The sequence below is a fragment of the Ruficoccus sp. ZRK36 genome, from assembly GCF_019603315.1.
In the GTDB taxonomy this organism is placed as follows: Bacteria; Verrucomicrobiota; Verrucomicrobiia; order Opitutales; family Cerasicoccaceae; genus Ruficoccus.
Map to the genome: position 1 here is coordinate 999,511 of NZ_CP080649.1, position 18,097 is coordinate 1,017,607.

Genomic DNA, 18,097 nt, shown 5'->3' on the forward strand with positions numbered 1-18,097 from the left:
CCGGCCAGTAGGAGAGGGGCGTATTCACAAACACAACCCCAGCGATCACAGGTAACAAAGGCAAGCCTATTCCCCTACAATCACTGGGGTATGGATTCCGTTGAACGTGTCGCCCGCCGAACCCGTGAACTTCGTCAGAAGCACGGCCTGACTCAACAGGAGCTGGCCGAACTGGCCGACATGTCAGAGAAGTTCCTCCAGCAGATCGAGGCCTGCCGCAAAAAGGAAATCTGGGTCAGCACCGTCGAGCGTATCGCCGCCGCCTTCTGCCTGGACGTGCACGAATTCCTCGCCCCCGACCTGCCCAGCACCTCTAAGCTCGCTAAGAAAGTCCCCAGCAGCCGGGTGCATCGACGGTAGGGGGCTGCTCGGAATAGTGTCAACCATGGTTGACATCTTCCCTCGGGGTAGGGGGGGGCGCCGTTTACTCGGACTGCTACCTCTCTGGAGTTTGCAGCCAAGAAACCGCACCAGACCCCTTCGCATGGGCTACACTCGAACTACGCCCTCATTCCGCCCAAGCCTTGACACCCTCTACAACCTAACCCTATATCACATCATTAACTCGCTCAGACTAACTCTCAATGCGGTACAGTTTGCGTAGGCAGGTCAGAGCCGAAATCGTACCCTTTTCGCATCATCCTATGAATGCCACTGAGCATAGACTATCTTACTATCCCCTCGAAGGACGTGTGGAATCTCTGTTGGCAGAGAACTGTTCCGCATCCACGTGGCAACCGAGCGGCTATGACCGTGAGCTATATCTAGATAATTGCGAACGTATCGTACGCATGGCGGTCGAGTGGGTAAACAAAGAGGGCGCGGTCATTGACCCGGTGACGGGGGAAGAATGGAACCAAACCACTTCACGTTTTGTATCCTCGGCAGCCATTCTCATTTCGTTTGGACGCTGTCAGGAATATCTGGACATCGTTTGCCGATCCATGGCTTATTGTTGCCGCCGACTGCGTGACGGTACGGCTCGCGATATGTCACCAGACTTTTGGATGCGAGAGCTAATGACCGCCGATCAATGTCTGGAAGGTATCGCGCCTCCAGATTTGCAAGCAGCCTGGCGAGATGATTTGCGGGCAGTCGACGGCGAACGTAGTTACCAGTGTGTCGATCCCGCTCATGGCGAAAAATTGAAAGAACTGCACAACTGGGTTGTCTATTCCTCTGCCGGAGAAGGAATGCGAGAGCTAGCCGGACTCGGCCCCTCGGATGATCGCTTTCTTTGGGGCGCCGACTTTTTCAATGTCTATATGGAGCCGCAGCTTGAGCACATGACCGAGTATGGCATGTACCGCGACCCTGGGGATCCGATCACCTATGACATCACGACCAGACTGCAATTTTGTGCCTCACTTGCCTACGGACTCGACACACCACTACGCCCCACGCTGGAAGAGCTGGAGCGCCGGGGTGCGCTGACCGCGTTGTTGTTTACGAGCACGGACGGGTACGCCCCCTATGGGGGGCGCTCCAGCCAGTTCCAGTTCCAGGAAGCAATCCTTAGCGCGATTTTTGAACTGGAGGCTCAAGGCTACAAAGATAGCAATCCGCGCTTGGCTGGTGCGTTCAAAGCTCAAGCCCACCGATGCGGGAGGGTCACGCAACGCTGGCTGATGGAGATGACTCCCCCACGCCATTTGAAAAACGGCTTTGACCCAGACACGCGTCACGGTATCGACGGTTATGGTCAGTACTCGGTTTACTCTCTGCTGTGCTCTTCGTTCTACGGACTGGCAGCCTTGTTTGCCGACGAGTCGATCTCCGAGTCTGTACCACCGTCTGGACACTCAGGATACGTCTTTGAACTTAAGGATGCTTTTCACAAGATTTTCGCATCTTGTGGCGATACCTACGTAGAGATCGACACTAGCGCAGACCCACACTATGATGCTACGGGTATCGGACGTTTGCTCTTCGCCGGAACTCCGGTGGAAATGGTGTTGGGGATGCCCTTTTCGGCTCATCCGCAGTACAGCTTCGCTTCAGGGGAAAAGGCTACCGATGAACCCGCAGCTCTTGCTCCTAAATGGACGACTGAGACTGGAACACTTTCTCTCGCGTCTCTGGGAACTCCCGACCTGACTTATGAGCTAGAGATACTCACAGAGAGCCCGGAAGCGGTCGCGTTCGCGATCCACTATCAGCATGCCCCCAGCGCGAGCCAAGTTGACGAAACTCTGACTCTGAGACCGGGCGCACTTGATGTTGTCGCATCAGTAACGGTGAATCACACCTCAACGGAGCATCTGACTTATATGATCCCGATTATCGTCACGGATGGCTCCTCGCAGAGTCATGTCGTGCTGACGGATGGACTGCTTAGCGTTGAGTACTTAGGCTTCCACTGGAGTGTGCGGTGGGGTCCAGAGCAGGCAAAAGGAAGTCTGAGCGATCAAACGGTAGCAAACCGCAATGGATGTTACCGGCTACTGGAGCTAGACTTCGGTAAAAACGCAGCAGGATTCTCAATCATCAACCAATAACGCTGACTCTGCTTCAGTCGCGCGTGTCAGGCCTCCTCTCTACGCTCGTTAACTCATTTTTGAAGTTCTTCCTGCTGTTTGGCCTTGTCGACCTGCTGCACCCAAAACTCTTACTCCCAGCGGTAGGACGTCTGATTGTATGATGTATGCATCGGTTGCCTTTCATACTCTGAATTTTTCCTAAACACCGACTAACTTTGCAAGTGGCTCAGTTTTCGTGGACACGGTCACCTATGACAATGCGGGACGACTGAAAACCCGTACGGGTGGACGAGGTATCGTGACGACTTATGGCTATGACCCTCTCTACGGCTATCAGACCAGTATTTCCTATGGAGATGGTGTCACGGCCTCAGTCACCTACTCAGAGTTTGATCGTGCAGGCCGAGCAGGCCAGGTCAGCGATGCGTCAGGGACGCGTATACTTGGCTTTGATGCCGGAAGGGTTGTGTCTGAGACATATTCGGCGAGTGGCGAGCCTTGGGATGGTTTTGTGGTTAATCACGACTACGATGATGCTTCGCGCCTGAGTAGCGTCTCGGTGTCCGACGGGGCCAGTAGTATGCACGCCGTTGAGTATGGCTATGATGCCAACACGGGACGTTTGGGTACGGTCAGTTTTGCTCAGGGGGGAGAGACTCACACGGCTACCTACGGCTACAAGGAGGGGACCAGCCAGATTGACTCTGTGGTGCAGACTCAGGGTTCTGCGGAAGTGCTTGCTGTCGGGAAAGATTACGATAATCTTGGACGCTTAAGGAGCCTGAGCTATGGGCAGCCCCATCAGGAGCTTGGAATGACCTACGCCTACAACATGGCCAATCAGCGGACCTACGCGACTCGCGGTAATGGCGAGTACTGGCGTTACGGCTACGATGCACTCGGGCAGGTGGTCAGCGCCACGAAGTCTCTACCCGGCGGACAGATTGTTCCTGGTTACACCTTTAGTTACGGCTTTGATGACATCGGCAACCGCTCCGCGGCGGGGCGCGATGGAAATGCCGCTCGACGGCAGCAGTACTATGCCGGCACGGATGCGACCGGTGTCAATGGTGCCAATGCACTTAATCAATATGGCAGCCGTTCGGTGCCGCGTGTACTGGGCGTGCTCGGGATGGCCAACGCTAATGCGACCGTCACCGCAAACGCTCAGGCCGCTACCCGTACGGGGGATTATTATCAGGCGTTGCTGGATTACTCTTCGGGGGAGGCCCCAGATGCTGCCCGCTATGAGGACATCCTGCTTGTGGGCACCTATGCCGGGCAGGGTGCCAATGGCACCGATGCTGTGGCCGAGGTCGAGACTCGGGCCTATCTGCCGCCCAATCCGGAAAACTTCACCTACGACGACGATGGGAATCTGAAGTCTGACTCGCGCTGGCTCTACGCCTGGGACGGTGAAAATCGCCTCGTTACGCTGGAGCCGACCGCCACAGCCATTTCCCTCGGGCTACCCGGCCAGAAGCTCACCTTCACCTATGACTCGCAGGGGCGCCGAGTGAAGAAGGAGGTCTACGACTGGAGCGATACGACGTCGACCTGGGAAACCTCTCCTGCGGCAACTACTGCCTTCTTGTATGATGACTGGAATCTCTTGGCGGAGCTGGACTATGATGTTTCGGGGGTGCAGGTAGGCTCTCGCACCTATGCCTGGGGGATCGACCTCTCCGGATCGCTACAGGGCGCAGGCGGCGTCGGTGGCCTGCTCGCCGTGAACGTGTCGAACGGCTCCTCTGCGGGCACCTATTATCCCGCCTACGACGGCAACGGCAATGTCATGGCCTATGTGGACGCCGCCGGTGGCGAAGTCGCTGCGCGGTTCGAGTATGGCCCCTTCGGTGAGCCCCTGCGTGCGACCGGTAGCGCCGCCGATGCTCTCACATACCGCTTCTCCACTAAATACACCGACCCCGAAACAGGCCTTCTCTACTACGGCTACCGCTACTACTCTCCCGGAATGGGGCGTTGGCTCTCAAGGGACCCGATTGAGGAAGAGGGTGGGATGAATTTATACGTGTTCGTTGGGAATAATGGAGTGAATGGATGGGACCAACTCGGAATGCTAACAGATGAAGCCGTTGCTGCTGCTCTACTGCGGCACTGGGCCGAGCCTAACGGTAATGATACATTTGGACGCTTTGGTGGGTATTGGGGAGAATATATGAAGAGCCTCGGTGCGATTCGAGTCGAAGCGCAGAGTGCAATGCAAAAAGAAGCCCAAAAGGCTTGGGATGGGAATCGTAGCAGTGGGCAGTATAGCTCAGGTACGATACATATAAATTTAAACAGATCATTCTCCCTCACGGCAACTCTAAACGGAATTGACTATGTAATACGCGGAGGATATGAAATTGATCGAATTAACTGCGCAATAACAATGAGGCATAATTTTCATACTATTACAGATGTTTTTGATCCACATGAAGCTGATAATCCAGAGTCAAGCTGGGCTGACTGGGTCGGTCGTAGATTGCGGAGCGGTGGCAGTGTATATCCTTCAGGATTTAAAACATACCAAGATTTTAATATTATAATAGTTTGGAACTCCGATGATATTAAGTTTCCTGTATCGAATGGAAAGGTACTTACGGATGGCGGTACAAAAGCTTGGCCGTTTGCTGCGAATTAAAATAGATGCAAGGCCTTGTGCCGCCGTTCTATGTTTGATTCTGTGTGGTTGCTTGGCTCAGCGCGTGAGCGATGTTGCACAAGTTACACGCGTTTTGGAACATAAATTTAATTTTGAATTTCCAAAGGAAACCAAGATTTTAAATGCGGATCTTTTCTACGAAAAACGAAGCTCATCATGTTCAGTCTATATGCATCTTAAGATGAGCGAAGATGTCTTTAGTGACTTTAAAATAAAGCTTGGGGATCGAATGATTTCATTGGGTGAAGCTGGATGGGGTAAACAGAAGATTAGATCGAGCTTGGATTGGTGGGATGCTCATTTGATTAAGCATGAACGCCTATATGAAGTAGACTCTATTGAATATTCTAAAGTGAAAAATTCTCGCCTTTACTTTTCCACAAGACGTGACAATGAAGACTTTGTTGATATTTATTTATATGCCCAATGGTTCGTGCCTGAATAGAGCCGATCCGATTAATGTGACTGACATTGTGCTGATGTTTTCCTATAGATATGTCTTTTGGTTTTATTGATTTATATGGGTTGCTGTTGCTATATTCTAGGAGTTGTTGCTGGCATATCGCTGTTACCCTTGCTCACGCATGCGGGGCTTCGGTGGGAGCATACGCGTTTGACTGTGCCGGTGGAGGTGGGGCAGGAGCAAGCCGTGGGGGTATATGCCTTTAAGAATACCGGGAATGAGCCAGTGACGATTCTGGATATCCACTCCAACTGCGGCTGCACGGTGCCTGAGCTGGAAAAAAAGACTTACGAGCCGGGCGAATCCGGCGAGATCAAGGCCATCTTTACCCTCGGTGACCGTACCGGACCACAACGTAAGGTGCTGACGGTGAACGCAGATATGCCTGGGCACCCGATCACCCGTCTTGTCCTGGAGGCCAATATCCCCAAGTTGATGACCATCGCGCCCAGAATTCTCATCTGGCGAAAAGGGGCCGCCAACGAGAATAAAGAGATCTATGTAACGACGGATCCGGCGAATAGCATCTCAATCGAAAAAAATGCCGATGGCTACGATGCTCCGTGGTATGAGCTGGTGCCGGACGAGGATAAACCCGGGCGCTACGTCGTGCTCGTGCACCCCGAGAGCACTGAAGTCAGCAAGAAGCTGAAATTCCTGATCGTCGTGACTACCCCCGAGGGGAAGCAGGTAAAAAACGGTGCCTTTATCCTCGTGCGTTGACCCTCGCGGGCGATACGTTGGCTATCGTTTCTGAGCTTGGATAAAGGATACGATGAACTACAGAGTTCGCTACCTGCTCTGACATATCGTTTCTAATTGTCCTCGAACTCTCAGCTAAAAGAAAAGCCCCCGTGCCCAGCGCGAGAAGGCGGGACGGCAGGGGCTTTTCTTGGTGTAAACCATGGTTGACATGATGGGTGATTGCACTGCTGAGAGCGTCCCTACTTGCGCAGGATGGGTGGCAGTCTCCATCGTCCCGCTCAATTCAGGCCGAGGGCATTATCGAGGAGCAGGTGGAGGCGGTGGGTGCGGGTGGGCAGGAGGTTGAGGTTGCCTTTGAGGGCCTCGGTGAAGGCGTTCTGAAGGCTCCAGGCGGTACGGGGATGGAAGGCCTCGTGCCGGGGTTGACGCCACTCGTGCAGGACCTTGGGGATGGTGCTGTTGGCCATGACACCGGCATCGACGGCGCGGACAATCAGGTCGTGAGCCGTGCGATCCTGAAGCGTGATGCGACGGTAGTAATCCACCCGGCGGTCATGTCGGTCCCAGTGATGCCTGAGTCCTGACACCGCCTCCTTGGCAAGACTGGGGAGATCGTGCAGGATGCGCGGAGTGTGCTTACGGGCCAGCTGGATTTCTCCTGAGAACGAGAGATTATCGCAAACTAAAACCTGGCTCCCGGCAACGACTCCGGCGGAGAAACGCTGGTCGTGGCTGTTGCGGACGCCGACCACATAGGTGTATTCAAGTCCCGATACGGGGGCGTCGACTTCGAGTAGCCCGAAGTAGCGGGCGTTGTCATGGGTGAGGCCGTGGGCTTGGCCTGCGACGGTAAAGCCTTGTTCGAGCAAGGTACGTTCGACAACTTGTAACAACCCGATGTGCGGGATCGGCTTCCAGGTGGAGGTTGCCCGGGGAGTCTTGATCTGGGCAAGGTCGCACCGGCTGACGGCATGGCTGCCACAGTGCAGGAGCAGGTTGCAGCGTTGGGGAGCTGCGGGGGAGACAGGTTCAATGGTGTCTGTTATCATGGTGTTGATGCGTTGAGGTTGTGGTTTTGAAAACTACGAAAAACGTCCTGTTTTCGTAGTTTTGGGAAAATGCTGATTCGCCTGTATGCTCGATAAATGCAGGCCCGAGAGGCAGTGGTGTCGTAATCGGGTATGGGAGTGCCCAGTCCCTGTTACCGCACCGAATGGGCAGGTGGGATAGCCTCCGATGTTTGGGAAAAGTAAAAGCCCCGCCTCGTGTGATCGAGGCGGGGCTGTATTGGCCGGGTATGACAGATCAGGCTCAGCGGTAGCGCTCACGGTCCCGTTCGTACTCGGGGTATTCCGGGACGAAGGGCGAACGTCTCACCGCTCCCACGGCATAACCGATGGATCCGATGAGGATGGCCACGGAGATGACCAGGAACGGGCTGAGCGTTTCCTTGGCCTCGTTGACGGCCCCGATGGCCACCGGCCCCACCAGCGTGCCGACGCTGTAGGCAGTCAGCGCGATGAGCACGAGCTTAAGGACGGCATTCATGGTGAGGCAGGCTGTTGTGTTTGCGTCTGTTTGAGCGCGGCGGGCTCAGGTGCTTATACCTGGCGGCCCGCACGATACTGCTGCCCCAGATGAGGGAACAGGCGACCGAGCAGCCCCCGACCCAGTACAGGGCATGGGCCAGTGGCAGGAGGACGGGTTGCTCGACCGGAGGAGGGGAGGGTGGCTCGTCGTGCTCGTTGAGCATAAAAATGCCCGCGCCCACGCTGATCACGGTGATGAGGATGGCCTGGATCATCGCGCCCCTCCTGTCCATTTTGCGCACTGCGAGCGGTAGCTGCACCAGGCACAGTGCATGCCCGGTTGCGGATGAAACCGCTCATGGTAAATGCCGTCCACCGCCGCGCAGGCGATGTCCAGCACACGCTGTTTCTCTCGTTCGCTCGCCGGTTCCAACCGGTGCACGATAACCTTCGGGACCTTGGTCTTGACGAGGAAAACCAGTTCGCGTCCCTCGACCTTTTCGCTCGTGGCCGACTCGATCAACAGTTGGTAGAGCGTGAGCTGTACCTCGTGCTGGAAGGCTTCGAGCTGGACGTTTGGGGTGCTCGCGCAGGTCTTGTAATCGACCGGCACATTGCCCACCCGAACCAGGTCAATGTAGCCCAAAACCGGGCTGGGAAGCACCGGCAGGTCCTCCTCCAGTTGGACTTCGACACCGAGTGGAAGCTCTGTCATCTGCCCGTGCTCGGAGTCCAGATAGGCCTCGACCATCTTGATGCCTTTGTCGTGGTTGGTCTGACGCGTATCCATATCCGGATACACAGAGGTCTCCTCCGGCGCATTAAACGCCTGTGTGAAGGCCTCGATAACCGTCGACCGCTCGTGGCACTCCCCACGCCAGCGAGCGCGGTGAAAGTGCTGCAAGGCGGCGTGGACAGCCTTACCCAGGTGCAGGCTGGGGGAGACAGGCTCGGGCAACTTCAGGACCTTCTTGTACCAGAACTTCAGCGGACAGGTCAGGTAGAGTTTGACCGTGCTGGCCGAGATGTGGTCAAGCAAGCCATCGGTGGAGGGCTGCTGGCCGTTGCGATCGTGTTCCAGCGGCTGAATCATGACCGGTTCCTCCCCTTGGCAGAGCCGTAGGTGCCGATCAGTTCGTCGATCAGCCCGGAGGCCTGCATCTTGTTCAGGCGGGGGAGGGGCGTCTGGAAGCGGCTTTGGGCTAACTCTTCCATCGCATCAGTTGTGATGCCGTGCTCCTTCATCATCCGCTCGATCAGGGCCTGTTGTTTGGGCGAACAAGCCCATCGGTGCGAACTCTGTCGGATGAAGGCCGGGCGGTTGGGGTCTGCCCGTAGTGGCGAGCGTGTCGGCTCGTGTATCGATGAGCCGGATACAGGCAAAAAACCCGTCTCCTGGATGTCCCGGTCCACCGCCTCCTGCAATTGCTGGTACAGGTGCGTGCTGGCCTGCTGGATGTGGGCGAGGTCGTTAACCTCCGTGCGGACCGTGATCGAGTACTGGTGCGAAGAGAACTGCGGCAGGCCCAGCTTCTTCGAGTAGTTGGCTTCGAGGGTGATAGCCATGAGGAATCCTTTCGAATGTGACCGTGTGGGTACGAAAAAGCCCGGCGACGGGTCGGTGTCTGCCGGGCTTCTGATAGCGAGATCGTCCCGCTATCACGGATATATAACGCAGGTCGAGGGCTTTTTGCGCAGGGGAGGGGGAGTGGATTCTCATTGCGGTTCTCGCCGCTGCTCTGCATTTTTATCGTGCATGGCTGCGCAGAATTTCACACCTCCATATCCGTTCGAGCATCGAGTGAGCCCGGAAGATATTCTGGCTTACAATGAGGCCGTTGACCGCGATGAGGTGCGGAAGCTCTTTCGGGCGTGGTCAGCAGAGGATGACGCCCGGGCGGTTGAGGGTGCCAAGGTCGAGGCAGAGCGAAATGAGAAGCTGGCTATGCAGGGTGCCTTGAAGGCACTGGTGCAAAGCAGTGAGTCGCTGCAACAGGCTTCAGGGATGAACCATAAGGTCTGGCTGGATCGTCAGGAAGCTGCTCGTTACCTCGGCGTATCTACAAGAACGATTGATCGAAAGCGCGAGAGGGGCGAACTGCGCGGCTATTTGGTGGAGGGAACGAAGACGTTTCGCTTTAAGAAAACGGAGTTGGACGAGCTCATGGAGGGGTGAGGCCGCTGGGGCAGGTAGGACGAAAGCCTGCGGGATTGAGTTGCTAGCTCTGCGAGGAAGTGGATGCTTGGGAAGCCCAGTAGCCTCTGGGCATCGTTTTCAGCCCCAGCTTTTTCAGATGTTTTCTCACGGCCTGATCTGAGACGCCCAGTGCGCATGCAATATGGGTAACGGGCTGCTTTTTGACCATGTCCGCGAGTTCTTTGGGCGATGGCCAGTCGGCTTTGCTGACGGGAGCGCTGGTTTTGTCCTTCAGCTCATATTTGGACCTGGATGGGGTCAGGGCAAAGAAGGCTTTGCTTGTGGCCTTAGGAGTCAGGCCCTTGTAAAACTCCTCCAATGTCTGTTGGCTGCGGTGTCCGGTCCAGCCGCAGACTTTGCCGGGGTTGGAGGTGAAAGCGACCCCGTAGGTGGCAAAGCTGTGTCGGGCTGCGTTGCGGGGGTAGTTAATGCCAGCGCTTACGCAAAGCCGATGGCGGCGGCGATCGAGGTTATGCCTGTCCAGTTGGACTACGCTGTTGCTGTCCACAAAGGGTTTCAGCCAGAGCCAAAGGGCTTCCGGTAGGTGCTCAATGTAGCGGGGCAACGGGCGACCCTTGCGTTTCCTTTTGGCTACCTCAGGTCGTATATTGATAGCCTTGTCGTCGTAGTGAATGTCTTCCGGGGCGAGACGCTTGATTTCCTCTGCCCGGATTCCGGCAAAGAACGCCAGCGCGAGACAGGGGATGAGTCCGGGGTCTTTCTTTTCCGCTTCCCGGAAAAGGGCCTTAACATCAGACACACTCAGAAATTCCTTGGCTGGGGCGTCTTCGCGTTTGTATTCAAGGGCTTCGGCGGGCGAGTTGGCGATGAAGCGGTTCTTCCGCTTGGTGCACCACTTGAAAAACGTCTTATAGCCGCGCAGGTAGTTGTTGAAGGTTGTCTCGGAGAATGGCAGGTCATCCAGTAGATCTTCAAGCAGCTCGGGGGTGATGTCCTGGATGGCAAGGCTGCCCAAAGCCTCGTTGAGCATGCGGAGGATGGACTTTTTCCCGGCGATAGTCGTCCCCTGGAAATCGGGATAGGCCTTGTCTTCATACTCTTTGAGCGCCTCGGACAAAGTGATCTCCTGGGCTTTGGGGTGTCTCTCGATCCAGAATATGGCCACTTCGCGCAGGTCGGCGCCGTCAAGCATCGCCTTTGTCTCACGGTACTCGGCGAGCTCGATCTGGGTGAGGTTTCCGCTGGCACCCAGTTCTACGTTGATCTGCTTCTGGGCCCGTACCCAAGCCTCTGCGGCGCCTTTGGTTGCGAACGTCTTTTCCCGCTGAGCGTAGATGCGCTTACCCGTATCGGAAAGGCGGGTCGTCGGCATCTGGACCCGGGCCTTCCATTTGCCGTTGGTCAGTTGACGGGGATTGAACTGAGGTGGGGTTTCGTTCACGGGGTTCATTGAATCGAACCTGACAGAAATGACAAGTCACTAGAGGACGGGGGTCACTAGAAGTCACTAGGATTTCTGTCCATTCGGGTCCATTTCAGTCAATTTTGCATCTCCCCTGAAAAGTCGAACTTTCGGCTCAACTGCCTATTTGTCAGTGATTTAGGCTTAAAATGGGATGGTGCGGGCGGAGGGAGTCGAACCCTCGTCTCAAGCTTGGGAAGCTCACGTCGATGCAGTATTTATAGGAGGTTGAAGGCGACGTTACTATATTTTTACTAGAATTCTCGATTTGAAACGACCCCTGTCTTCAAGCTTGGATTAACTTCTACCGACTCCCGGTTGAATCTTCAATCCTTTACGAGTTCCTCAATGTACTCCGAGAGGCTGATGCCCTTTTTCCTCGCCCGTTGCTGGAATTTTGCGTGAATCTGCGGTTTCAATCGAATCGTATAGGGGTGACGGCCACTGGATTTACGTCCTGCCCCTTCGCGCTTGCCTCCATGCAGGCGACGGGCGGTTGACCAATCCAAGTGTTCGCTGATGTCTTCTCCGTCATCAAAACGGCGGTCAAACTCCTCAACTGAGATTTTCTTGGCTTTCATGATAGTGTCTTTCTTCGTTTGTTCTGGCTCGGCGTACTGAGATAATGCGGATTTTTCGGCCTCTCATCGTGAAAATCGCGATCCACACCTTACCCTTCAGGCGAGCAATCAGGGCCTTGCGAGGTTCGGACGTATGAGAGGTTGAAACGACAATTGCATCTCTGTCTTCCCACAACGCTTGAGCCTCTACAAAGTCAACGCCGTGCTTGAGCTTGTTGCCTTGGCTCTTGTTGGGGTCGTATTCAAACATTGCCGGGTACTCTAGTCATGTTCACTTGAAATGCAACGTTGTTTTCAAGCTGATATCGCAGTACAGATAACGCACCTGACGAGGGATCATCCACGGCGTCGTATAGCCCTCCGACTCGGACCTCAAGGTGCTGGTCTGGGAAAAGCCCTTGTCTCGTCTGGCCGATGATCTCGGGGTGTCAGACCAGGCTATCCGCAAACGCTGCCTCAAGCGCGGGATAGAACTGCCCAAGAATGGGCACTGGCAGCGGGAAAGGAGAACCGGGTGACGGGCGATTCAGGCCACTAAGACAAATGGGGATGCCTACTGCGAAGCCATTTGAGGACGGCCTCTTTCAACTCAAGGGTAAACGCAATCAGTTCCTTGGTTTCTTCCGGGCTTGTGCGTCCGGCGACATCATACTCAACGGTGTTTCGCTTACTGCGGCAACTGTCCAGATAATCCGCGTCATCCTTTCGGTCTGTTCCCAGCACCAGCGGCAATGCCTGTAGGGTGCGGTAGTGTGCCAGATGCTTTTCCGGGCGGTAGCCTTCTGCGTAGAGAAGGATCGTGCAGAGCTTCAAGGCCGCATTGTAGGCGATGCCGAACTGCCAGTCGGAACTGAGCCTTGCTGTTTGCGCGTCAGCCAAGTCACGCTCAACGATGGCCAACAAGTCCGCAATTTGCTGACGGTTTGTTGCATGAGGCCGCAACCACCCGTTTTTATGCCAACTTTGCAAGCTCATCGTCGCTGCCAATAATCCACCGTTTGGGTTTGGTTGTCACGTCCGTAATGTAGGCATCCCTCGCCCGCAACTTCTCTGCATAGGACTGAGGAGAGATCGCGTTGGGGTTGATTTCCCTGCCGAGCGTTGCCGACAGTGGCCGGAGACGGGGAGCCAGTTGACGCAAGCCAACGGAGCCGATCACCAGAAGATCAATATCACTTTGCGCAGTGGCGGTATCGGAGGCAAAGGAACCGTAGACAAACGCAAGGTCAATGCCCTCAACGGGTCTCAGTGCTTCTGTCAGTTGCGCTAGCCAGCCGGTTGTTTTCAGTGCAATACTGTGTAATTCGGGGTACAGGGGATGCTCCGGGTTTGCCCTGAAATAGAGCCGATTGCCGTCTCTTTTCTCAAGCACAAGACCAGCCTCCCGCATGTTGGCGATTTCCCGTTGAATGGTGCCAACCGCTAAATGGCTCAATCGCGCGAGGTCACGCAAGTGCAGCGACTGGCCCGAGTCCGCAAAAAGCAGCCTCAGTAACTCAGCCCTGGCTTTCGGAAAAATTTGTTCGAGGGAATTCAAGATGGATGCTTTTAGCATACAATCGTACGCCCAGTCCATACATTTATGACAGGTAGTTTACTGCCAAACTCCATCCCTCAGATAAAAGGCTACCTGTGGATCTTTGGTCGCTTGCGGGGAGTACATTGATCGGGCGGGATAGAGCTGCCCAAGAATGGGCACTGGCAGCGGGAAAGGAGCAGGTAATGTTTCTTGTATTTCCCCCCCCTGAGCGTCAGAGCCGAATTTCGGCTTTAACCGTATTGTCCTCTGTGTCCCCTGTCCCCCGATGATTTTAGCTTCGTTTATTTCTCTCCTCCTTCTCTTCCTCCTCTTGGTATCCAAATATATATCTTGTCATGCTACAGAAAGGGGGGACGAGGGGACAAAAAGCCATTAATCCCTTTATTCATCATGGCTAGCGGGTGTCCCCTGCTTGAAAAATACCAGGGGACAATCAAGGGACAGGGGGACGTGAGGCTAAAAAAAGATTAATATTCCAAAAAAAGATTGACATTTCAAGAAAATGCCCACATATGCCCCTCCTGCTCGTAAAGCACCTAGTTGACTTTCCCGATTCGAAAGGAGGAACATGAACACCCTCATCGAAGGACGGTCAAGGGCCGCAGCGAGTAAAACGAAATAAAGATCCAAAGACATAAAAACAAATACAACTGATGGCAAGTCATTGCCAGAAAATAAAATCGGGGCGGCGCTTACACACGCGGCCCAGCACAATATGACAAAGCTGTCGCTCGGAGATGCCCTTGAGCAAATCCGGGAAGGACGCGATTACCAGGGGCGCGATTTAAAGCCCCAGATTAAGCAGATTCGCACCCAGTGTGATAAGGAGCAGAGACGGTCCCTTAAGGGCCAGTTACCTGTCCTCGTGTTTAGCGGTTTCAGCTCGACCAACAACAAGGAGGAGATCGAGGCCAGCCATAACGGCCTGATCTGCGTGGACATCGACAATCTGAGCGAGAGCCAGCTTTCTTCCGCAAGGGAGCGACTGGTAGCAGACCCGCATACCTTGGCCTGTTTCCTGAGTCCCTCGGGGAACGGCCTCAAGGTGCTTCACTACATCCCATTCCCGCAGCGTTCCTGGACTGAGAACTTCCCGCAAGTCCAAGCGTACTACCGGGGCACCTACCAGCTAGAGATCGACACCTCATGCAAGAACATCAACCGTCTCTGCTATTACAGCTACGACCGTGACATCTACATCAACGGGGAGGCAACGCCCTTGCCCTCCGTCCAGATTCCGTGTCCGCAGAAACAGGCGGCACCGCTGGCAGCCAGCACAGCGGATAGCGCACAGGCCTTAGAACGGGGCAGGCTCCTGCTTGAGATCATCTCCGACACCGTGGGGACTCATGACGAGTGGATTCGGTTCTGCGGGGCGCTCTCCAACTACCTTCAGGCGAATGGTCACACGGCGGAGCAGGCTCTCGAAGCCCTTACCCAAAAATGGGATTCCGAGCAAGACCGCCTGCAACTTAAGGCTCTCGTTAAGGACCGGCGCGATACTCCGCTGGAAGCAGCGGAAGCCCTTGCCCGGCGGTGCTCACCTGATCGGTGGAAGGAGTATCAGGCGCGCTACCTTGAGGACTGGCCACACTGGCAGCGGTATGTCTACGACTCCGTGGCCGATGAGATCGTCGATGTCCACAGCGGGACTGCCCGCACGCGCAGAGGTTTCGACCTCAAGTATGCGAGTGACCGCCCGGTCGTCCGTAACGGGGACAAGGTTTCGACCGAGTCCCCGAGCACCTATACAATCCGGCGTTGTCCAGAAGTGGCAGGCAGGGAGTATGCCCCGGCTGAAGCACGCCCGGTCTTCGTGCATGAGAACGGGGAGCGTCTACTGAATCAGTATCGGCCCGTCCAGTATCCCAAGGACGCGCTTCCCGACAGGGTCGATCTCGCCCGTGAACTGATTGTCGGACACATCAACCATCTGTTTTCCGATGAGCAAGAGGCTGCCCTCCTGCTGGATTATCTCGCGTGGTGCGTCCAGAACCCCGGCCAGCTTAGGCCCTGGATGGTAATCCTGTACGGGGTCCAGGGCGACGGAAAGAGCTGGTTCCGTGAGCTGATGGAGGCGGCACTCGGGGAGCCCAATGTCGGCGTCCTCCAGTCCAGCAACCTTGAAGACAAGTTCGCCTCCCCCGCCTACGGGAAGTGCCTGACCTTTGTCGAAGAGCTAAAGCTCGACAACGTCCGCAAGTACGACACGCTGGAACGGTTGAAGAGCCTGATCGGCAACCGTCGTATCAGCCTGCGCGAAATGCGTAAGGCCCCCCGTGAGGCCCGGGCCACCGCAAACTATCTCGCAGCCACCAACCACTCCGACAGCCTGCCGGTCTCGGATAACGAACGTCGTTTCTGCGTCCTGACCAGCCAGTGGGTAAACCGCAAGGACGAACTGCGGGCATGGGTGCTGGAGAACCCGGATTATTATCCCAGGCTCTACCGGATGGTTCGCGAAGAGCCAGCGGCCTTCCGCGCAGCCCTTATGGGACACTTGGTGAGCGATAGCTTCCTGGCCACATACGAGGCCCCACGCACCCGTGGCACGTTGAGGATGATCGAGGAAGCAATGCCCGCCGGGGCCGTCGAGTTGCAGAATTGGATCAGCGAGTGGGAAGGGCCGTGGATCAACGACCGCATTGTGTACCTCCAGGCTCTGAAGGAAAAGCATGGGATCGAGTCGGACCCACACACCCGACATACCGCTGCCCAGATTGCTTCGATGCCCAGCGACAAAAGGCTCGGGACCTACCTCAAACTGCTCGGCTACACCGTATCAGTAAAGCGCTCTGTTCGGCTGAGCGGAGGCGAAAAGCGCAACATCACGATCTACCTTAAACCCGGCGTGGACGTAGAGGAAACCTTCGAGGCCATCAAAAACGGCCAATCCCCACAAAGAGTTTAAAGCAGATCCCCGCATATTCCAACGAGCTCAGCTAATTTCGGGCTCGTTTTTTTTACCTCAAAAAAACACACCCTCACCGGCGGTACGATCAAGAGGTTTTCACCTCGTCGGTCTGTATCGCGCTCCATCGAACATATAGACCCTCTTTGACTGCGGCACGGTGCCATCGACCCTGCCGGAATGACCTTCCTCGTTTACAAACTCCAGCCTGCCGTCCGAATCGAAGTCGCTGAAGTAATAGACCTCGCCCCCACCGCGTACGGGGGGAAGCTCACGTATATGGCCATTTTCCAGCAGGAAAATACGCATGACCCACTCAGGGGCACCCGAGACTTGTAAATGTATACGATTACTCGATCTGCCCTTCATGTAAGCGTTTAACCATTTGAGAAGTAATCATGGTGAGCACTACCGACAGAGCAAAGGCAATAAACGGGACGCTTAGCTCCGACTTGCAGGCGGTGCGTCTTCTGGTTGAAATTGTTCAGGATGTACTGAGAGATTTCCTTGATGCGGTCTGGGTGCAGTAAAGCCTGTCGATTCTCTGCTGCGCTCAGCTTCTGTTCGTCTTGTTCGCTCTCAATGGCTTTGAAGCGTGGGCGGACGTCGTTGTAATCCACCTTGAATTTCAGTACTTTCTCGTCGCGGATGGCATCGGTGATGACGTACGAGTGCAGCTCGCGACCAAACACGCTGGCCGTCGTCTCTGCCCCAAGGGCATTCTGGGGGAAGATCGGCGTCCCAGTGAAGCCAAACTGATAGAATCGCTTGAACTTCTTTTTCAGGTTCTTTTGTGCTTCGCCGAACTGGCGGCGGTGCGCCAGCGGCTCAAGGAAGAGGGAATGCTCGGTAAGGATGTCCCGGTCACGCTTTATCAGGGGCGCGATCTGGATAATGCCCAAAAGCAGGATGCGCGGTATTACAGCCCCGGCGATCACGTCTATTTCATCCGTAGATACGGTCGTTTCCAGAAAGGCGAACTGGTCCCGGTTCAGTCCGTCGATGAAAAATCCCTCACACTTTTAAAGAATGGCAAGGCATCCGCCGTCAGTCTTAAACAGGCCAAGCACTTCGTGGTAGCCCGCCCGTATGAGGCGGCATTGGCCGAGGGCGACCGCTTGCAGTTGAAGTTCAACGGGCGCTCCGTGGACGGCAAGCAACTGCTCAACGGGGAGTTGGTTACGGTCTCGAAGATTTTCAAAAACGGTCACCTGTCCGTCGTCGATGATCGGGGCATCCGCAAGACGCTCGCGCCGAATCAGCGCTTGGCGAACTTGGGCTACGCCATTACCTCCTACGGCTCCCAGGGCAAGACTGTAGATACGGTCCTGTTCAGCGATTCGCAGAATCAGGCCGCGACAAACCGCAAACAGTGGTACGTCACCATCTCGCGGGCGCGGCGCAAAATCAAGATTTACACCGCCGACAAGGAGACGCTGCGGGAAAACCTCCTGCGCTCCGGCGAGGAACCGCTCGCCCTGGATATGAAGACACACGCCGAGCGTGCCCGACAGCAAAGCATGATGATGCCCTCCGGCCATCACCACAGCCCGAGCCGGTCGCACGGCATACGCATGTGAAGCCTTTCAACCATAGATAA

Annotated in this window: 18 protein-coding genes and 1 pseudogene; 8 read left to right on the top strand and 11 right to left on the bottom strand. The window is 55.5% G+C overall.

The window, feature by feature from the left end; genetic code table 11:
* Nucleotides 1–90: 90 nt before the first annotated feature.
* From K0V07_RS04370 to K0V07_RS04390, 5 genes are all read left to right on the top strand, one after another.
* On the top strand, nucleotides 91–360 hold the full coding sequence (locus K0V07_RS04370) for a helix-turn-helix transcriptional regulator (protein ID WP_220623321.1): 270 nt from the start codon (nucleotides 91–93) through the stop codon (nucleotides 358–360).
* A gap of 332 nt (nucleotides 361–692) precedes the next feature.
* A complete protein-coding gene (locus K0V07_RS04375; protein WP_220623322.1) occupies nucleotides 693–2,498 on the top strand; it encodes a hypothetical protein in 1,806 nt (601 codons plus the stop codon).
* Between the two features lie 217 nt (nucleotides 2,499–2,715).
* The gene (locus tag K0V07_RS04380) at nucleotides 2,716–5,127 is read left to right on the top strand and encodes an RHS repeat-associated core domain-containing protein (protein WP_220623323.1); all 2,412 of its coding nucleotides are present in this window, start codon (nucleotides 2,716–2,718) and stop codon (nucleotides 5,125–5,127) included.
* On the top strand, nucleotides 5,090–5,593 hold the full coding sequence (locus tag K0V07_RS04385; protein ID WP_220623324.1) for a hypothetical protein: 504 nt from the start codon (nucleotides 5,090–5,092) through the stop codon (nucleotides 5,591–5,593). The genes K0V07_RS04380 and K0V07_RS04385 overlap by 38 nt, the downstream gene beginning before the upstream one ends.
* A 174-nt stretch (nucleotides 5,594–5,767) precedes the next feature.
* Complete coding sequence (locus tag K0V07_RS04390; protein ID WP_255568182.1) at nucleotides 5,768–6,334, top strand: DUF1573 domain-containing protein; 567 nt, start codon at nucleotides 5,768–5,770, stop codon at nucleotides 6,332–6,334.
* A 260-nt stretch (nucleotides 6,335–6,594) separates the two neighbouring features.
* On the opposite strand, the gene K0V07_RS04395 is transcribed toward K0V07_RS04390, so the two are convergent.
* From K0V07_RS04395 to K0V07_RS04415, 5 genes are all read right to left on the bottom strand, one after another.
* A complete protein-coding gene (locus K0V07_RS04395) occupies nucleotides 6,595–7,365 on the bottom strand; it encodes a DUF932 domain-containing protein (RefSeq protein ID WP_220623326.1) in 771 nt (256 codons plus the stop codon).
* A 262-nt stretch (nucleotides 7,366–7,627) separates the two neighbouring features.
* Nucleotides 7,628–7,864 (bottom strand): hypothetical protein, encoded by a 237-nt coding sequence (locus tag K0V07_RS04400; RefSeq protein WP_220623327.1) that lies wholly within the window; start codon nucleotides 7,862–7,864, stop codon nucleotides 7,628–7,630.
* Entirely contained in the window at nucleotides 7,848–8,120 is a 273-nt protein-coding gene (locus K0V07_RS04405) for a hypothetical protein (protein ID WP_220623328.1), read from the bottom strand. Before K0V07_RS04405 ends, K0V07_RS04400 begins: the two co-directional genes overlap by 17 nt.
* A complete protein-coding gene (locus K0V07_RS04410) occupies nucleotides 8,117–8,938 on the bottom strand; it encodes a PD-(D/E)XK nuclease family protein (RefSeq protein WP_220623329.1) in 822 nt (273 codons plus the stop codon). The genes K0V07_RS04405 and K0V07_RS04410 overlap by 4 nt, the downstream gene beginning before the upstream one ends.
* Entirely contained in the window at nucleotides 8,935–9,411 is a 477-nt protein-coding gene (locus tag K0V07_RS04415; RefSeq protein ID WP_220623330.1) for a hypothetical protein, read from the bottom strand. Before K0V07_RS04415 ends, K0V07_RS04410 begins: the two co-directional genes overlap by 4 nt.
* A gap of 190 nt (nucleotides 9,412–9,601) precedes the next feature.
* On the opposite strand from K0V07_RS04415, the gene K0V07_RS04420 reads away from it, so the two are divergent.
* On the top strand, nucleotides 9,602–10,021 hold the full coding sequence (locus tag K0V07_RS04420) for a helix-turn-helix domain-containing protein (protein WP_220623331.1): 420 nt from the start codon (nucleotides 9,602–9,604) through the stop codon (nucleotides 10,019–10,021).
* Between the two features lie 43 nt (nucleotides 10,022–10,064).
* Here K0V07_RS04420 and K0V07_RS04425 read toward each other — a convergent pair whose 3' ends face one another.
* From K0V07_RS04425 to K0V07_RS04445, 5 genes are all read right to left on the bottom strand, one after another.
* The gene (locus K0V07_RS04425; RefSeq protein WP_220623332.1) at nucleotides 10,065–11,444 is read right to left on the bottom strand and encodes a hypothetical protein; all 1,380 of its coding nucleotides are present in this window, start codon (nucleotides 11,442–11,444) and stop codon (nucleotides 10,065–10,067) included.
* A gap of 347 nt (nucleotides 11,445–11,791) precedes the next feature.
* Nucleotides 11,792–12,046: a hypothetical protein gene (locus tag K0V07_RS04430; protein WP_185677044.1), complete on the bottom strand. Its 255-nt coding sequence runs from the start codon at nucleotides 12,044–12,046 to the stop codon at nucleotides 11,792–11,794.
* Nucleotides 12,021–12,296 (bottom strand): BrnT family toxin, encoded by a 276-nt coding sequence (locus K0V07_RS04435; RefSeq protein WP_220623333.1) that lies wholly within the window; start codon nucleotides 12,294–12,296, stop codon nucleotides 12,021–12,023. Before K0V07_RS04435 ends, K0V07_RS04430 begins: the two co-directional genes overlap by 26 nt.
* Nucleotides 12,297–12,580: 284 nt before the next feature.
* Entirely contained in the window at nucleotides 12,581–13,021 is a 441-nt protein-coding gene (locus tag K0V07_RS04440) for a hypothetical protein (protein ID WP_185675598.1), read from the bottom strand.
* Nucleotides 12,999–13,583, bottom strand: a complete 585-nt coding sequence (locus K0V07_RS04445) for a nucleotidyltransferase domain-containing protein (protein ID WP_185675597.1) — start codon at nucleotides 13,581–13,583, stop codon at nucleotides 12,999–13,001. Before K0V07_RS04445 ends, K0V07_RS04440 begins: the two co-directional genes overlap by 23 nt.
* A gap of 718 nt (nucleotides 13,584–14,301) precedes the next feature.
* Here K0V07_RS04445 and K0V07_RS04450 point away from each other — a divergent pair.
* Nucleotides 14,302–16,497: a BT4734/BF3469 family protein gene (locus K0V07_RS04450; protein WP_220623334.1), complete on the top strand. Its 2,196-nt coding sequence runs from the start codon at nucleotides 14,302–14,304 to the stop codon at nucleotides 16,495–16,497.
* Nucleotides 16,498–16,937: 440 nt separating this feature from the next.
* On the opposite strand, the pseudogene K0V07_RS04455 reads toward K0V07_RS04450, so the two are convergent.
* A pseudogene (locus K0V07_RS04455) lies at nucleotides 16,938–17,411 on the bottom strand (type I restriction endonuclease subunit R); the annotation flags it as partial.
* Here K0V07_RS04455 and K0V07_RS04460 point away from each other — a divergent pair.
* Nucleotides 17,340–18,077 (top strand): hypothetical protein, encoded by a 738-nt coding sequence (locus K0V07_RS04460; protein ID WP_220623336.1) that lies wholly within the window; start codon nucleotides 17,340–17,342, stop codon nucleotides 18,075–18,077. The pseudogene K0V07_RS04455 and the gene K0V07_RS04460 overlap by 72 nt on opposite strands.
* The last annotated feature ends 20 nt before the right edge of the window (nucleotides 18,078–18,097 follow it).